This is a genomic window from Pantoea sp. E956-1 (genome assembly GCF_982223955.1).
Map to the genome: position 1 here is coordinate 122,714 of NZ_CEUYZP010000011.1, position 14,642 is coordinate 137,355.

14 protein-coding genes are annotated in these 14,642 nt (G+C 50.2%); 4 read left to right on the top strand and 10 right to left on the bottom strand.

Annotation, left to right across the window (positions count from 1 at the left end):
* The first annotated feature begins 515 nt into the window (after window positions 1-515).
* Window positions 516-1,118, top strand: coding sequence for a DUF2913 family protein (locus tag AC0T7J_RS21180; protein WP_473796727.1), 603 nt, complete (start codon window positions 516-518; stop codon window positions 1,116-1,118).
* A gap of 59 nt (window positions 1,119-1,177) precedes the next feature.
* Here the strand turns inward: AC0T7J_RS21180 and AC0T7J_RS21185 are convergent, their stop codons facing one another.
* Window positions 1,178-2,098 carry an Rpn family recombination-promoting nuclease/putative transposase gene (locus AC0T7J_RS21185; protein ID WP_354439373.1) on the bottom strand — a complete coding sequence of 307 codons (921 nt, stop codon included), beginning with the start codon at window positions 2,096-2,098 and terminating at the stop codon, window positions 1,178-1,180.
* Between the two features lie 351 nt (window positions 2,099-2,449).
* Window positions 2,450-3,259, bottom strand: a complete 810-nt coding sequence (locus AC0T7J_RS21190) for a restriction endonuclease (RefSeq protein ID WP_172607963.1) — start codon at window positions 3,257-3,259, stop codon at window positions 2,450-2,452.
* Window positions 3,260-3,807: 548 nt separating this feature from the next.
* Between AC0T7J_RS21190 and AC0T7J_RS21195 the strand changes: the two genes are divergently transcribed.
* On the top strand, window positions 3,808-4,662 hold the full coding sequence (locus AC0T7J_RS21195; RefSeq protein WP_473796731.1) for a tyrosine-type recombinase/integrase: 855 nt from the start codon (window positions 3,808-3,810) through the stop codon (window positions 4,660-4,662).
* 126 nt (window positions 4,663-4,788) lie between these two features.
* Here the strand turns inward: AC0T7J_RS21195 and AC0T7J_RS21200 are convergent, their stop codons facing one another.
* The 5 genes from AC0T7J_RS21200 to hha all read right to left on the bottom strand — a co-directional run bounded on the left by AC0T7J_RS21200 (window position 4,789) and on the right by hha (window position 10,465).
* The gene (locus tag AC0T7J_RS21200) at window positions 4,789-5,001 is read right to left on the bottom strand and encodes a hypothetical protein (protein WP_235765228.1); all 213 of its coding nucleotides are present in this window, start codon (window positions 4,999-5,001) and stop codon (window positions 4,789-4,791) included.
* A 647-nt stretch (window positions 5,002-5,648) separates the two neighbouring features.
* Complete coding sequence (locus tag AC0T7J_RS21205; RefSeq protein WP_235765229.1) at window positions 5,649-6,635, bottom strand: ParB family protein; 987 nt, start codon at window positions 6,633-6,635, stop codon at window positions 5,649-5,651.
* Window positions 6,632-7,840, bottom strand: a complete 1,209-nt coding sequence (locus tag AC0T7J_RS21210; protein WP_069026998.1) for an AAA family ATPase — start codon at window positions 7,838-7,840, stop codon at window positions 6,632-6,634. The genes AC0T7J_RS21205 and AC0T7J_RS21210 overlap by 4 nt, the downstream gene beginning before the upstream one ends.
* Before the next feature lie 1,168 nt (window positions 7,841-9,008).
* The gene (locus tag AC0T7J_RS21215) at window positions 9,009-9,875 is read right to left on the bottom strand and encodes a RepB family plasmid replication initiator protein (RefSeq protein ID WP_010260494.1); all 867 of its coding nucleotides are present in this window, start codon (window positions 9,873-9,875) and stop codon (window positions 9,009-9,011) included.
* A 386-nt stretch (window positions 9,876-10,261) separates the two neighbouring features.
* Entirely contained in the window at window positions 10,262-10,465 is a 204-nt protein-coding gene (hha, locus tag AC0T7J_RS21220; protein ID WP_172607959.1) for a hemolysin expression modulator Hha, read from the bottom strand.
* A 276-nt stretch (window positions 10,466-10,741) separates the two neighbouring features.
* Between hha and AC0T7J_RS21225 the strand changes: the two genes are divergently transcribed.
* Both AC0T7J_RS21225 and AC0T7J_RS21230 read left to right on the top strand, forming a co-directional pair.
* Window positions 10,742-10,936 carry a phospholipase D-like domain-containing protein gene (locus tag AC0T7J_RS21225; protein WP_235765230.1) on the top strand — a complete coding sequence of 65 codons (195 nt, stop codon included), beginning with the start codon at window positions 10,742-10,744 and terminating at the stop codon, window positions 10,934-10,936.
* Complete coding sequence (locus AC0T7J_RS21230) at window positions 10,881-12,278, top strand: DUF1173 family protein (protein ID WP_473796737.1); 1,398 nt, start codon at window positions 10,881-10,883, stop codon at window positions 12,276-12,278. The genes AC0T7J_RS21225 and AC0T7J_RS21230 overlap by 56 nt, the downstream gene beginning before the upstream one ends.
* A 58-nt stretch (window positions 12,279-12,336) precedes the next feature.
* Here the strand turns inward: AC0T7J_RS21230 and AC0T7J_RS21235 are convergent, their stop codons facing one another.
* Genes AC0T7J_RS21235 through AC0T7J_RS21245 form a run of 3 tightly spaced genes read right to left on the bottom strand, consistent with a single transcriptional unit; the run spans window position 12,337 to window position 14,532 of the window.
* Entirely contained in the window at window positions 12,337-12,564 is a 228-nt protein-coding gene (locus AC0T7J_RS21235) for an Imm74 family immunity protein (RefSeq protein ID WP_008924478.1), read from the bottom strand.
* Window position 12,565: 1 nt separating this feature from the next.
* Window positions 12,566-13,729, bottom strand: a complete 1,164-nt coding sequence (locus AC0T7J_RS21240) for a PAAR domain-containing protein (RefSeq protein ID WP_172607958.1) — start codon at window positions 13,727-13,729, stop codon at window positions 12,566-12,568.
* Window positions 13,726-14,532 carry a DcrB-related protein gene (locus AC0T7J_RS21245; RefSeq protein ID WP_422431959.1) on the bottom strand — a complete coding sequence of 269 codons (807 nt, stop codon included), beginning with the start codon at window positions 14,530-14,532 and terminating at the stop codon, window positions 13,726-13,728. The genes AC0T7J_RS21240 and AC0T7J_RS21245 overlap by 4 nt, the downstream gene beginning before the upstream one ends.
* Window positions 14,533-14,642: the final 110 nt, after the last annotated feature.

Below are 14,642 nucleotides of genomic sequence, written 5' to 3' on the forward strand. Positions count from 1 at the left end.
AGACCTGAAACTCCAAGCCCCTCTCAGCCAGAACCCGAACCGTTCTGAAACTCCGAGTGCCCATTGACAGGCCGCCCCCGCCCCGGCCCGAAGGGCCGGAACAGGAGTGGCTGTAATGGATGGTGTAACTAATCCTCTAAGTTTTACTGTTCATAGTGAACAGTAAACCTAAGACCCCGGAAATCACGCCCTGTACGTCGCTCTGCGCCGTCCAGCCCGCTCACCGGGGCTTCGGGATTAGATGAACGTTATCGTCGCTTTAAGGCCGTCTGGCTTAGCAGGAAGGGGTTGGGTAGCGCCATATATCAGGCCGTAACCGGCTTCGCCGGGCGTACGGCGCCGTCTGACCACTGTACCCTGCTCTGACATCATCTGGCGCCTTCATGCCGCTACGCGCCATAGAGCACAATCTTTATTGTTTTACCGGTCATTAAGTAAATTTACCGTACATGATTTATTGCGTAGATAAGCACGGTTAGAATAGCGAATATGATTTATCAGGAGGACAGATTGTAGTGACGCTGACACAAAAATCCGGTCATCTGGCCTGGTGCGCTCTGGCAGCCCTTGCACTAGCACGTCAGGAAGGTACCGTTTGCTCTGCTGCTCAGGAAAATCTCTTTCTGACACGCTGGCTGGCAACCGCCCTGAAGCAGCGTCGCTTTTCCCGTGAGGTGGCTCCCGACATTGAATGGCTGCTAACGCAGGGGCGCCAGTATGGCGTTGCCGCAAAGCTTGCCGGCAAGCTCGACTATCTCTGGCGCTCCTGTACTGGCGAGCTATCTAAGCAGAATGACCTTTTCCGTCTGACATATGCCATGGAGATGGCGAAAGATATGTGCTGGGCTTACCGGCTGTTCAGCGACAGGGAATGGTCGGGAAGGCATGCCTCGGTCCTGAATGCTGCCGTAAACGGAATTTATCTGTCCCGAAGCAGCCTGGATGCTGCATTTGACGATGGTGGCCAGCAGATCGCACCGGTGATAGCGCGACTAACCGGATCCGTGCGGGGGCTGGAAACTCTTCTTAATCGCTGTGGATGGCAGATGGCTATTGATGGGCCTTCCGAGTTTTATGTGCTGACGGCAGAAAAATATGAAGTAACGATGGGGCAGTGAGCCCCTGTGCGGCTGTACCTGGCGGATCAGCAGTGCGGCCGGAGAGGCCGCTAAATAGGTCAGTGGCGGATCTGCGCCAGGTCGTCTTCAGTCAGTCCGGTCATTTTCATGACGGTACTACGGTCAAGACCGTTCTGCAGCATGGTTCGGGCAACTTCCAGCTTGCCTTCATTCCGGCCTTCCTGCCTGCCTAACTGGATACCCTTCTGGATGCCATTCTGTTCGAGCTGTTGTGCGATGGTCATAAGTGCGTCTCCGTGTTGCGGCACACGCTGTGCCAGTTCGCGTACAAAACCTTCGGCGTCGGCTGTTTCGCCTGCCTGTACAATATAGTGTACCAGCGATATCACCTGTGATGAAGACAGATAGCCGGCCAGCAGAATGGGCGCCAGCCGGTCAGTCAGTTCTGCCAGGTCCCGCTGATGAATATGTTTCTGCAGCAGGGTCAGGGCGGCCATGCTGCGATGGCCGGCGATTTCATCATCAGGAATGACGGTAACGTCAACCAGCGGGAAAGCGCTGCTGTAGAGTTTGCCTGCCAGCGCCGCATCATCAAACTCATTCAGCCACCGGGTTGAGTAAGGATACGGGCTGCGTTTACCCGTATAGAACAGCACGGGTATCACCAGTGGCAACTTCTTATGGCCCGCCTCAAGGTGGCGCTGCATGGCAGCCACCGCATAACGCATCAGGCGAAAAGCCATGTGTTTATCGGGTGAAGACTGGTGCTCGATGAGCACGTGGACATAACCCTCACCGGCTGTGGTTTTCAGACTGTAGAGCACATCGCTAAAGTACTGCCTCAGGTCATCCTCGACGAACGAGCCGGATTCCAGCTTTAGCGTACTGAGGTCACAGATAGCACGCAGCTCTGCGGGCAAGTGGAGTTCCATAAAATCACGGGCGACATCCGGATGGGTCAGAAACTGCCGGAACGTGGCATCGTGAGGAGTTGGTGTGCGGTTTTTCTTCTTCTTCATCAGTCCCGGCTCTGAAAAATAACCGCTGTATGTTACCACAGGCAAAAAACCGTCTGTATTGATGGTGAACAGATCTGCAATGCCTGCAGGTAGCCGTTCGGATTATTTTTAATTTTTTCGGATTTACTGCTTCATCGTACGATCTCTAATAATCGAAGCATAATCATTCTTCGTCGCACTTTGCAATGCCCGATGAGTAATGGGATCATAAAACACCGTCAATACGGCTGGGAACCGATGTGGCTATTTCTGCTACAATTTACCATAAACTACATTAGGCGCATTAATTCGCTGGATTTTCATTAAACAGATAGGCTCGCAGTTTTAGAACAATCACTCTTAAAACTAAATTTATTTAATCAAGTCCGGGTCAACTGCGGGTATGTCTGCACCATAATATTCTGTCATAAGGTGCGCCCGGGACGTCACCATGGATACAAATTCTGCGTCATTTCTCGCTCCCGGAGGTAACAACATAATCATCGCTACTGTATCGCGTTTTTCGAATAATTCTAGCTGGATAATAAAACTACGAAGGGCATAACGCGGAAGTCCTCTAACACCCCATTGCTTAGAGTCTAAATCCGCTTTTGACATAGCCAACTCTGCGTGATACTTACTGTAAAATAAGGGTATATAGTGTTTTTTTAATTTATCTATAAAACCGCAGTAATAAGACCCGGTATTTTTCCCTTCTCGAATTTTCATTATAGTCCAGAAAGGTTCACCAACATAAGACTCGTCGGGTAAAGCAACCGTCATCAGGCGCTGGGCAATAATTTCATTTAGTGCTGGTAAATCAGTTTCAGTAAGAAGCGTAATACCATAAGATTCACCAACCTGTCTGGCACCTTTTTGATACCCACTTTTAGATATCATAACCCCAGAGACGCCACCAATATCACTAATTTTAAAAGAAAATGAAGCAACGTCCTCTTTCTCCACAGCTCTTCCTTTGTGTTTACATTCGATCATCACTTTATGCCTGACACCAGCTTTGATGAATTCATAGTAAACGTCAATTTGATGATTAGCGCCAGATCTGCCAGTAACGCATACATTTCGGGAAACCATTACTCCTTCATCTTTCATATTTAAAAGCTGACTATAAACTTGCTGCACTTGCTCTTCCAGCATTTTCCAGTCCGTATTTTTACTCATCTCACAGATCCTTAATTCATCAAATCCAATCTTGGTATAGCGGAAAATGTCATGCTGAGCAGCCGATGACTAATGCACAAAGATCCGGTCGTAGCCGAGGTCCGCATAGCTATTTTTATGATGACGGTCCACCCAGAACGCGGTATCCATCAAAGCGTTGAGGTTGTTATACATTTCCGCCTGCCATTGTGTGGTTTGGAAGCGCCCATCATTTCACCTCTGGCCCCAGCTTTGCAACTACACGCACCTTACCAGTGTATATTGTTCCCCACCAAGTATGCACGACAGAGTGCCTGGTACGCCCCCTGCCCCGCCCCGTTTCCGCTCTTCCCTTTACCATCATAGGGTTACACGACGATCGCAGCCCGGTTCAGAGGCTGACGCCCCGCTGTTTATTCGAGGCTGACCAGGTTATTCTCCGTATTCAGGAGAAAAGCCGGAAAACAGATCCAGACCGGATCCTCTGCGGATCGATTTATTCCCGTGGTTTTCGCTGGACAGACAGGGGAAAATACGTTCCACCCCGCCAGACAACGGAGATTGAAAGTTTGAGTACTTTGCCCCGCGAACTTATGCAGAATTCACGCAGCGACGTCAGTGGTCATAATGTGACCAGTTCGGGCGCCGCACGCTATTTTGACTACGAAAGCGCGGTAGCGCTGCGAAACCTGGCCGCCGCCTACGGCACCGACATGCCGCGCTACCTGCTGGCCCCCGAAGTGGCCGTCCTGCTGTCCAGTGTGCCCGATCTCCGCAAGCGTCTGTTCATCGATGCGCTGTGGAATACCGGGGGGCGACTTAATGAGATCCTGCCGCTTACGAAAGAAGACTTTGTGCTGGACGACCCGCTCACCGGCGTGCCGCTCTCCTCACCGTTCGTGGTCCTTCGCACTCTCAAGCAACGGAAGCTCGAAGAGGCAGCGCGCAGCCGCAGCCGCCGGCGCGGGCGCCCGACGAAGGAAGAGCAACTGGCCGAGCGGGAAACAGAGGCGGAAATCCGGGACAACCCGCCGCGGGCAGTGCCGCTGACCGATCCGGGATTCGTGCAACGCTTAAGGGAATGGTTTGCGACGGCAGGCCTGCCTGCGGGGGCGCGGCTCAGGGACATAAAGAGTGAGGACACGGCGCGCAGCTGGATAAGTCAGGCAGTGGCGGCGGCGGCGCGTGACGGTGTGACGTTTTCCATCCGGCCGGTGACGCCCAAGACATTCCGGGATTCGTTTGCGATGCATCTCGTGCAGCACCAGGTACCACAGAAGGTCATTCAGACCCTGATGGGCCATAAGGACGCAAAGTCTACCGAGTGGTATACGCGGGTGTTTGCGCTGGACGTCACCCGTCAGCTCGGGGTGCGGTTCTCCATGGATCCACATGAGGCCAGCAGGCTGCTGCTGCCCCGCTGATCTTCGCCTTGATAACGCTTACTGTCTGAATTGACGGAGAAGGCTTTCCGGTAAAAACCAGGAAGCCCCCCGGGCGAACTGACAGGCCACGCAGAGTTTGTTGCGGGTAGCGGGTGGCAACTCATTTCATCGCCGGACTGCGAGCAGCGCCCGGTGTGTTGCATCAGGCACAACACAGACGTCGGTAAAATGTCCGGGTTCTTTACTGGCTCCCCTGTTCAGGGAATGCCAGCCATACCGGTGATGTTCCTGGTAAAAGAGCTTGATGACTTCATCATCTGCGTGAAGCGTCGCCGCCTCATTCTGGCAGGTAATCAGCTCAATCTGCTTCTCATCCATACGGTGCGACTCAATTCTGATGCAGGGACTCTCGCAGATAGAACTGCACACCAACGGTGAGCTGCACCTTGTTTTGCTGAGGATATGCCTGTCGGGTCGTGAATTGTCTTACCGCAATTGATTTCAGCAACCGGGAAAAGCTATCCAGTACCTGACATACTCCTGCCTCATTAACAGGACCGCGGAGGATACGGGAAACGTTAATAATCAATATGCCTGCTGTCTGTGAGGGGTTCAAAACATGATGTCACGCCTGAAGGCAGGGATTAGAATTGTGTGACGTACATCTGGTTCCATAGCAGGTTATGCGGAGGGAATGAATAGACATCCAGGATGGTGAGAACGTTGAATCAGCACGGCTGAGCCAGACACACCATCTTTCCTGTCGCGGCTCGCAGAGAATTGCTGTTTTAAAAATGAGTTTTTATACGCGAGGTCCCCTGTTCTTTTATCATGCTTAAGGCTGGACAGCTATGATAGCTCTGTTGCTTTGACCAGAACCGGCCCTGTCAGCTGCTGGCAATTAAAGAAAATGCTATTCGGGGAATTTCAGATTGAAATTTTCTTTCTTTATTCAAAAAAAACATAAGGTTAAAGAAGTTTTTTTGCGGGAATCCTCTTCTGGATTTCCCGCAACCGGCAGTAAGTCATGCGTCTTTTTCATTCACAACCATACGCTCAATGACGCTTCTGACAGCGGCATCAAGTTCAGCCTGACAGGCTGCAGAAAGGCGCGAGAATTCATAAGTAACCATCCGTTTATCTGAATCCGTTTTCTTTCTGGCAAACTGCTTTTTATCAGCAAATTCAGCCAGTTTTTCAGTCACGACTTTTTTGCCGGCCGACCCTTTTTTAGGCTCTGCGCTTTCAGCGCGAAAATAACTGATTATTTTTGCCTTATAAGTGGGATCACCCCTGTCGTAATGCGCGTCACTTTCGATACGTGCACGAACGTGGCCAGTTAACTCCTCCGTGCTGATGCCTCTCGTCCGGGCTCTCTCAGTCACCTCAAGCAGAATCTGATAGTCACTGATGGAGAGTTCACTGACAGAAGGAAACACCGCAATGATCTCTTCAGGAACTGCAGCCGCCTGAAACGCCCGGGTGACCTTGGCCGCAGAAAGTCCTTCTGCGGCGGCAATATCTGACTGATTCATATCTGCAGGATACATCAGCTTTAATCGTTTACCGAGTTCACGCAGCGTATGTTCTCTGGCAGTCTGAATGTCAGCGGCCAGTTGTCTGGCATCAGAGAGAGACAACGCATCACGCGTCACCAGCACTTCAAAGGCGGTCCCGTTGTAAAGACAGGCCGCCCGGCGGCGTGAACCATCGAGAATCTCTGTACGTCCGTCTACCTCCCGGCCAATAGCGGGAAAGAACTGCTGCAGTCTTATGGTACGGGAAATATCACTGACCGATTCGCGCGTCAGAAAGGCCTGGTCTCGACCATTAACGGCTGCGTCTACAAAAGTCTGTGCTTCAATGTCATCATGCAGAAACTTTGTCAGAACAAAACGGGCCTGAGTACCAGACTTCAGGGTGAAAACCCGCTCGCTGTCAGACTCGCTCATCATTTTCGAAAAACTTGAGTTACCCAGCTGCCGGCCCAGTTTCACCATTTCTTTCTTCATTTCACACCCCTGATGAACTCAATCCTTTTAAATACAGCCTGAGTAAAACGTTCTGCTTCCCGTTTTGCCTTTTTCAGCGCCTCAGCACTGCCCGGATAAGAACCCGGATCGGCGCTGATGATGGTATCAAAGCTCTCTCCACAACGTTCAAAGCCATCCAGCCGTGGCAGTGCCGCATCAAGAATGTAAGAAGTGAAGACATCGCGGGCCAGACCATGTGTCATCTCATGGTCACGCTTTGAGGTCATTTTCGACATAAAGCCTATATTCCCTTTTATACGCGGCGTAATTCCCTCTTCCTCAAGCTGCTCAATCATTTCAGGCAGTCGGGTAAGATATTTCAGAGTGGAGTGAAAATCCACCTGTGCCGGCGGTGTGGGTGTGAGCAGTAAATCGCTTGCCGCGAGAGCATTCAGCATGAAAGCATCAAGGTGAGGACCGGTATCGATAAAGATAAAATCATAATCCCCGCCAACACGGTCAATGATAGTGCGGCGCAGAACTTCTGAGGGTAACTTGTCCGGCAGGTGTTCTCTGACGAGATCATTCCACTGACTGGCAATGAAACCATCGTCTATGGAGGCGGGGATCACATCCACACCAGGAATGATTGTGGGTTTAATAATGTCTTCACGGAGCTGCTCAGCGTCAAGATCGTTAAGCATTGCCTGTGCAGCCGTCTCCATTATAGAGCCAATGCTGTTTTGCTGGCTGAGAAACATGGTGCTTGAGGCCTGGGGATCAAGGTCAACCACAAGGACACGAAGATCATGCTGCAGAAGATCCTGATGAACACGTAATCCATGTGCAAGCGTCACCGTGCTCACGGTTTTCGACACGCCACCCTTCAGATTCACAACAAAGATAACAAAGGGGCCTTCCCCGGCGTGCAAATCACGGTATTTAGGCACTTTGCGGTGAGCGTAAATATCAACTACGTCTTTAATGGTCAGCGCATAGTGTCGGGTATTACCGGCGTCTTTTCTGCCGAAGACATGCCCCTGCGCTTCCATTTCATCGATCGCCTGCTCAACTGCACGCCGGCTGAGTTTAGGCAGGTTCGCCACAGAGTTACGTGTGAATGTCTGGTAGTACTGATCCAGACCAAACTCATTTCTTCTGAGGGATATATCGTCGCTCATACTGCGCAACATTGCGCTGGCTCTGCGTGCAGTCTCGTCCACGCCACCATAATGACTTTTCATTTAACGGTTCCGTTGTCAATTTTTATGTTGATTGTACATGTCAAAAATGTCAGAGCAACATTTTTCGGAAAGACATGAATTTCTTGTACATGAGAAAAAAATATTGCTCACAGTATCACGTCTCTACCGGCAAAAGTGATGTCCTGTTAGTGAGTGAATCACAGTCTCAGCATAAGAAATGCACTGAAATTCAGATGGGTTTTACCCCACATCATAAAGCGTTCAAGTATATGTTTTTGTTTGATTTTATTAATTTATTTCAGGCTGAAATTCCCTCTACTTCAGCGATAATACGCAATGTCTTTCAGTTACTCTGCAGCTGATGCCTGTACAGTTTCAGAAGTTTCGAAGGTCATTCATGCATGCTTCAGTAAATTTGGCAGAGGCACAATTTTAATTAAAAAACTGAGTACGGTTATTTTGGTAGAGAAGATGAAAAGTCTCATTTACTCAACCTTTTAGACAATACACGTCTGAAATAGGAGACTTGCAACCTAAAGCATCTAGAACTAAGCAATAGATCGTGTGTGCTGGCGGGATACGGTTGGCATGAAAGAGAATGTGCGCTGGCGGGATGTCATTTCCCAAAGGAAAATGTGTGCTGGCGGGTATTAAAAAGCACAGGACTTCAACATATGTTCTGGCGGTTCTGCTTACAGGCAGTTCCTCAAAAAGCCGTATATAACGGGCTATATGGAGCAACTGACTGATAAGGTGGACGCCTATTTACTTTGCAGAAGCAAAGAAATGCAGGCTGACAGGCTTTTTTCTTCATTTTGGATACAGAAATGTGTGCTGGAGGGATACGAGTTTAGGTGAAACTAAAATGTGTCATGGCCGGTTAAGCCCGTCCGAAAGTCACGATCATGTGTGTTGGCGGCAAACTGAGCTTCAGGAACTTCAGAAAAGTGTGTGCTGGCAGGATAGGTTATCCTGAATGACTCATAATTATGTGCGTTAGCGGGAGATTAATGTGTGCTGGAGGGGATCAGCTGTGCTTAAATTACCCGAGAGTGTGTGCTGACGGGCTGCTGTTAAGAGTCAGAGCCCTTAATATGTGCCCTGGCAGGTTTCCGGAACAATGCATTTACTGAGCATGTGCGCTGGCGGGATAGCATAATTACTGTTCTGAAGTGGAGGGCTGTCTAAGGCCCCCGATAGCACACATTCAGATGTCAGCTGGTTTAAGTTTGGGGTTACGCTTATGAATAATAACGAAATTTTCCCGCGCTTTACGAACCAGTGAGAATTCCAGGTAACCTATCTTTTGTAACTGCTCAAGCGCTTTTTTGATTGTGCGGTTTTGTTCGCTTACAGAACTGCTGAGAGAGAGACGTTCACGTAAACGTGAAAAGCTTACCGGAATAGGATTGGCTGGAAGGCTTTCAATGAAAGTGTAAATAGCCTGAGCCGCTTCCTTCTTGGGTAGTGCTTTGATTGCATGTTGCTGAAGAAGGACTCTGTAGTCCAGCTGAAACAGTTCCCAGAGTTTTTCATCCGCTTCAAGCTGGACGATATCTTTTTCAGCATCAAAGTAGCCTGTTTTCAAAAGCCCTGTCTGATAACTTCCCTTAGCATCACGTCCACGTTTGAAAGAAATTGATTTATTACGTAATTTCCCCAAAGACTCATGGATCGAAAGGCGTAGCCTGCCGTCTATACGTTTAGCAGAAAAGCCACACCCTTTAGCAAACTCAGTGAATTTCAGTTCAATTTTATTCGATGTCAGTCCGTGTCGGCTGAAAGCATAGATAACTCCTATCCACACTTTGAAGTCACTATCCATATCGAGTCGCGGACCTGAAATATTGATATGATCGTAACCTTCAGCCCGGGCAATCTCCAGCTGTGAAAACAATTCCGAAGCATCAACAATATTGTTTTCACCCTGTGATTTTGTGGGTTTAGGCACGAAAACACCAAGGCGCATCAATGCCACTGGCTGAACAGTATTGTTAGAATTAACTGTGAGCTGTTTTTCTTTACTGACCATGTCACTATAAAGTGCATCGCCAATGAATGACTTATCTGTCATATAGTTATCTCAACTCTGCGTCACAGGATCTTCCTGTTACTAAAAATGGCTTCTATCCCAACAGCACACACACTACATCCCAACAGCACACATTACCAGCCCACCAGCACACATGATTTTCCCTTCAGAACACATGTTTATCCCGCCACCACACATCATAAAAGTGCTTCAGGCCTTATGTGGCAGGGCCTGAGAGACAGCGGGATCTTTTAGGAGCTATAAGGATCTAAATTGGTAAGTTATTGGATCGAGCCTGTGCAAATGTGGATAAACGATCTTCTTTGCTAACGCGCCTGCGGCTTGTTCAACTGACGGCGCACACACAAACAATTTGTGTGTGCGCCGTCAGTTACCGGTAAAATCTTGCTGCTACTCCATGCAGTCTCTCATTTAACGAATTTCCATACGTGTGGCGGAACGCGATCAAACAACTTTCCCATTGTCAATTCAGCTTTACGATGATCATATGCTGAGTTAATTGCGAACTCTTCTTTCGAGTCACCTTTGTATTTCAGGTGCTCATATACAGCCTCCAGCGTATCAATCGAACGACAACGTCTGAATCGCATCAACCAATCTGTTTTTGTCATTTTTCCCTTATGCCAGTTCTGACCTGCAGGCGGGCTTTCACAGGACTGCACCGCTCTGATACTCATCATATATTTTAAACGCCCAGGTGCCGGTTCTGCCGAAGTGTCTCTGTACGAATTTACAAATGTTCCAGTAGCAGAAGCGCTTGAAAGCTATCAAAACGGGGTGTACTCGTAAGAGTGGTGGTTGATGAAAAAAAGTCACGGCAGCTGGTTACTGATTAACGGACTGCCGATTCGGGTGTTCCGGTCAGAAAGGATACACAGTAAAGTATTATGCATAACGAATTTATTACGACAGGAAAAAGTGGCGTGCAGACCGGAGCGTTTAATTACACCTCATCGGCTGAAAAACGTAATGCTGAGAATGCCCTGGTTATCCGGGGCAATTCATTCCTGAGTCAGCAGTATCAGAATGAATTTAACCGCCTTTGGGCAGAGTCATCGCCCGTACAGTGCAACTATTCATGATCTACAGGCGAAATATAATCTGCTGAGCGGACTGTATATGACAAAGAAAAAAGTTTATCCGGTTCACTTCACTGGTCAGCGGGGCCAGCAGGAGGCGTCTGAGGCTTTCCAGCTGAATGAAACATCCACCTGGCAGCGCTGGCTTAAGCACTCCCGGGATAATAAAAAAACTACAGTGGTGACCTGCAGGTGTCTGCCGGCGGAAAGTGATCCTGTCAGGAGGCGCCTGAAAGTTCACTACTCCCGGGATACCGAACGCTGCTGGCTATCTTCATACGCGTTTACAGGTAATGAGCATAAACCTGACTGCCGGTTTTATTCGGTGTGCTCTGATGAACGTCAGGCAGAGATTTATCAGGGAGAAGCTGTCCGTGCTGCAGCGGATGGCACAATTGTGGTCAGACTGCCCACGGGCCTGCAGAAAAAGGCACCTTCTGATGTAAAACCGGCTCAAAATGTCTCAGATGACGAACCGGTCAAACGAAAACGACGGCCATCGATGAGCCTGCTGGGGCTTCTGCACCTGTTGTGGGAGCAGTCTGGTATTAATGTCTGGCACCCCGCTTTCGATAAAAAGAAACGTACCCCTGGCTGGGTGAGCTGGCACCTGCAGCAGACTGCGGCCCGGATTCGTATTGGTCGCGTGCCACTGGAAGAATCCCTCCTGCTCATGGCCCTGAAAGGTACTCAGCAGGTTATCGCCAACCGAGAGCATCTGAGAGCAGCCGAAAAAAGCAAAAGGCGACTTATTGTGGTTTCCATGTTGGCTGGCTGGAGTGAGGCCGGTGAAGCACGGCTCCAGGCAATGCTGCCGCTGGGGCTGTTTTCTGGCTTTCCTGATCTGGTTATGCCTGAAGACGTTCGTCACCGCTTGGAGCGGAGCTTTAGCCGCGAACTCGGGGACTGGCGAAGGGGAATGAAAGTCGTGGTTATCGCTGAAACAGAGCCGCCTGAAACGTCGTTCAGAAAAGTAGACGGGCGTAACCGGCCGTCGAGCTGCAGTACCGTGCTCGATGTGGCGCTGATGACGGTCAGTCCACGCTTTATTCCGCTCGATTCCGGCTATGAGGCGGCTGTCGAAGACAAACTATGGAAGGAAGAACGTGCCTTCATCAAGCCTCTGCGCTACGACGGTGAGGAAGACGTATTCCCGGACTTCGTTCTGAAGGACGTGAAAGGCGTGGATGCGCTGCCAATGGAAGTTTTCGGAATGAACACACCCGAATACCTACAACGTAAACAGGAAAAATCTGCCCATTATGATGTGGAATATGGTCAGGGCCGTTGGTGGTACTGGGAGGCAGCAGGCAAAATGGAAATGCCACCATTCCCGTCTGTCTGAAAGTCCTGGCGGGATTGAGACGTGAAGGTGATTAGCAAGTCACCTTCACTGGGAATATTTAAACAAACTTCAGGACCATATGAGACCCCTGAGTTTTTTTGACTGCTTCATCGATATAGTGCTGACGAACGGCATCAGTTACGGGTTCACTTTCGTAGGGGGGTTCAAATTGTTTCATAGTGCTTGTTTCAGCCACGAAACCACCCACGACCATTTCACCTTCTGCCCTGATTTTTTTTCCGTCTATATCGAGCATCACATATGAACTGGTGCCTGTAATTTTCATATCAGTTATCCCTTACAAAAATGACTTTTTCCGTCTGTGATACCGGATCGATTGTGGTGATTTTCGTGACGTTATCATTGCCCATCAGGCGCGGTAACTCAACGTTTTCCCAAATATTACCTTCACGCAGTGACTGTCCCACGACGGCCCTGACTTCTCCAGATACCTGTTTTGCATAAGATGCTGAGACGTCCTCCCAGGCCTTGATGCTCTGCGGGTTGTCGAAATCCCATTCAGGCATTTTAATGTTTTTATCTTTGATTGTGGACTCAAGCGTGACACCGCCCCGGGACTTGGCAATGCCTTCTGCGACGTCAGGGCCGCCGACACCTTCAGTTCGTCCTGACCAGAAAAAGGCACTGTCCGGATCGGTGGCCAGCTGGGGTTCTATTTCTTTGAGGTTGATGAGGCTCTTAGGCGTGTTGCGCCATGCATTGAAGGCTGAGCCTCCTTTTGCGCCGGCAAGGCCTCCAGCAAACGCACCGCCCAGCGAAAGCCACTTCTGACCGTCAGAACCTTCGCCCCATAATTTCCCGCCTATGTAAGCGCCACCATAGCCTCCACCCATGCCTCCCGCAAAACCAAGCAGGGCTATGGCCGGCCCAGCCAGAACGGCAGTGGCAGCGAGGCCTACACCCAGCAGCACTCTGTCAACCCAGTCCGGAATTTCCGGACTGATTATGTCAGTCTGCTCTTTACTGCCACCAATGTAGACGTTGGGGGAGCCATCACTGATTACACCACTGCATGTCAGGCGGTCCCCCGTCCTGGCTGCGGGAAGTCCATTGATGAATACGCGTGAAGACCCTTCTGCTACACGCTGAAGGGCCGTGCCGTGCTCGTCACAGTCACCCACCGACATATGCGACATCACCGCCGGCCTTCCGTTGATGAACACGTTTGATGAACCGGTGACCAGATGGCCGGTTTCGTGGTGGGGTGCCCACGACATGCTGCCCAGAACTTCTCCCAGCCCGCCGCCACCTGCAGCACCAGCGATCGTCGCGGCCAGTACTACGGTTCCTACGCCCCCCGTGGCCAGCGTTAACGCCGCGCCGGCAATGGCCCCGCCTATCAGACCGAGCACCAGCCAGCCTTTAGAGGCAGAATGTTCTATGCCGTCCCCCACTCGTGCAGCGGAAAAGGCTTCAGCTGCACCACTCATTTTTCATTTATCCTCTGGCTGAGGTAAGCCTCAACAGCTTCAGCTGTATCCAGACCGTTAACACCCCGGACACTTCTGGCCAGAAGCAGGCTTGATTTGAGTCCCGGAGTTCTGGCACCGGTCATCTTCCACAGCGCAAAGCGGCCAGCATGCTCGCCGTCAGGTATCGGAGACAGCATCAGCGGCTCGCCGGCAGCGTCAAAGAACAGATAACTGCCGTTCCTGGCCCGACTGAGATCAATAGATGAGTAGAGATCAGAAATTGAAGGGAACACGGTAAGTTCGCGGCTGTCACGGTCAAAGCTGAAGAAGATTTCCTGACTGTCGGCGGAGATCTGGCTGCCCCGCGCGGGTGAACCTTGTGCATCGTCCGGAAATGTAATGCTGTCCGTGATGTTGTCGTAGATGCGGCTATGGTAATCGTCAAACGCATCCGGGCAGGTGCCAATGAAGCAGAGCAACTTTTTCCCAGTACTGAATTCAGATGTCAGTACAACCCTTTGTTTCTGAAAGATGATTCTTTCGCCAGATTTGAAACTGTAAAACAGTTCCAGTGCCTGCCTGCCATTTATTTCGGTGAGCCGGGCATGATTAAGTGAGAGATCCTGCAGGGTAGCCTGCAGTTCGGATGACAGTCTTTGAGATACTGACTGAAGCGTGTCTTCTGCAGCAGCTGTTGCGCGTGAAATCACGAAGGTGAATTCATTGGCATTCGTATGGCTGAGGGTAAAGAGGTTCATGGTGCGATCGCGGAATACGTCAGGCACCGTTACGTTGCAGTCCTGCAGGGTATATTCAGACATCTAAAGCTTCTCCGTTCCGTAAGTCCGGACCAGAATATCAGCGTTTCAAAAAATGATCTCCCTATGATCCTGTCCGAAAGTTAATCCGGGAGGAGATGCAATAGGCCGGG

Excerpts from the sequence above, each read along its gene's own strand:
- AC0T7J_RS21185 (WP_354439373.1), bottom strand. The coding sequence starts at position 2,098 with ATGAAGAAGAAGAAAAACCGCACACCAACTCCTCACGATGCCACGTTC.
- AC0T7J_RS21190 (WP_172607963.1), bottom strand. The coding sequence starts at position 3,259 with ATGAGTAAAAATACGGACTGGAAAATGCTGGAAGAGCAAGTGCAGCAA.
- AC0T7J_RS21200 (WP_235765228.1), bottom strand. The coding sequence starts at position 5,001 with ATGGATGAGAAGCAGATTGAGCTGATTACCTGCCAGAATGAGGCGGCG.
- AC0T7J_RS21205 (WP_235765229.1), bottom strand. The coding sequence starts at position 6,635 with ATGAAGAAAGAAATGGTGAAACTGGGCCGGCAGCTGGGTAACTCAAGT.
- AC0T7J_RS21210 (WP_069026998.1), bottom strand. The coding sequence starts at position 7,840 with ATGAAAAGTCATTATGGTGGCGTGGACGAGACTGCACGCAGAGCCAGC.
- AC0T7J_RS21215 (WP_010260494.1), bottom strand. The coding sequence starts at position 9,875 with ATGACAGATAAGTCATTCATTGGCGATGCACTTTATAGTGACATGGTC.
- hha (WP_172607959.1), bottom strand. The coding sequence starts at position 10,465 with ATGACAAAAACAGATTGGTTGATGCGATTCAGACGTTGTCGTTCGATT.
- AC0T7J_RS21225 (WP_235765230.1), top strand. The coding sequence starts at position 10,742 with ATGCATAACGAATTTATTACGACAGGAAAAAGTGGCGTGCAGACCGGA.
- AC0T7J_RS21230 (WP_473796737.1), top strand. The coding sequence starts at position 10,881 with ATGAATTTAACCGCCTTTGGGCAGAGTCATCGCCCGTACAGTGCAACT.
- AC0T7J_RS21235 (WP_008924478.1), bottom strand. The coding sequence starts at position 12,564 with ATGAAAATTACAGGCACCAGTTCATATGTGATGCTCGATATAGACGGA.
- AC0T7J_RS21240 (WP_172607958.1), bottom strand. The coding sequence starts at position 13,729 with ATGAGTGGTGCAGCTGAAGCCTTTTCCGCTGCACGAGTGGGGGACGGC.
- AC0T7J_RS21245 (WP_422431959.1), bottom strand. The coding sequence starts at position 14,532 with ATGTCTGAATATACCCTGCAGGACTGCAACGTAACGGTGCCTGACGTA.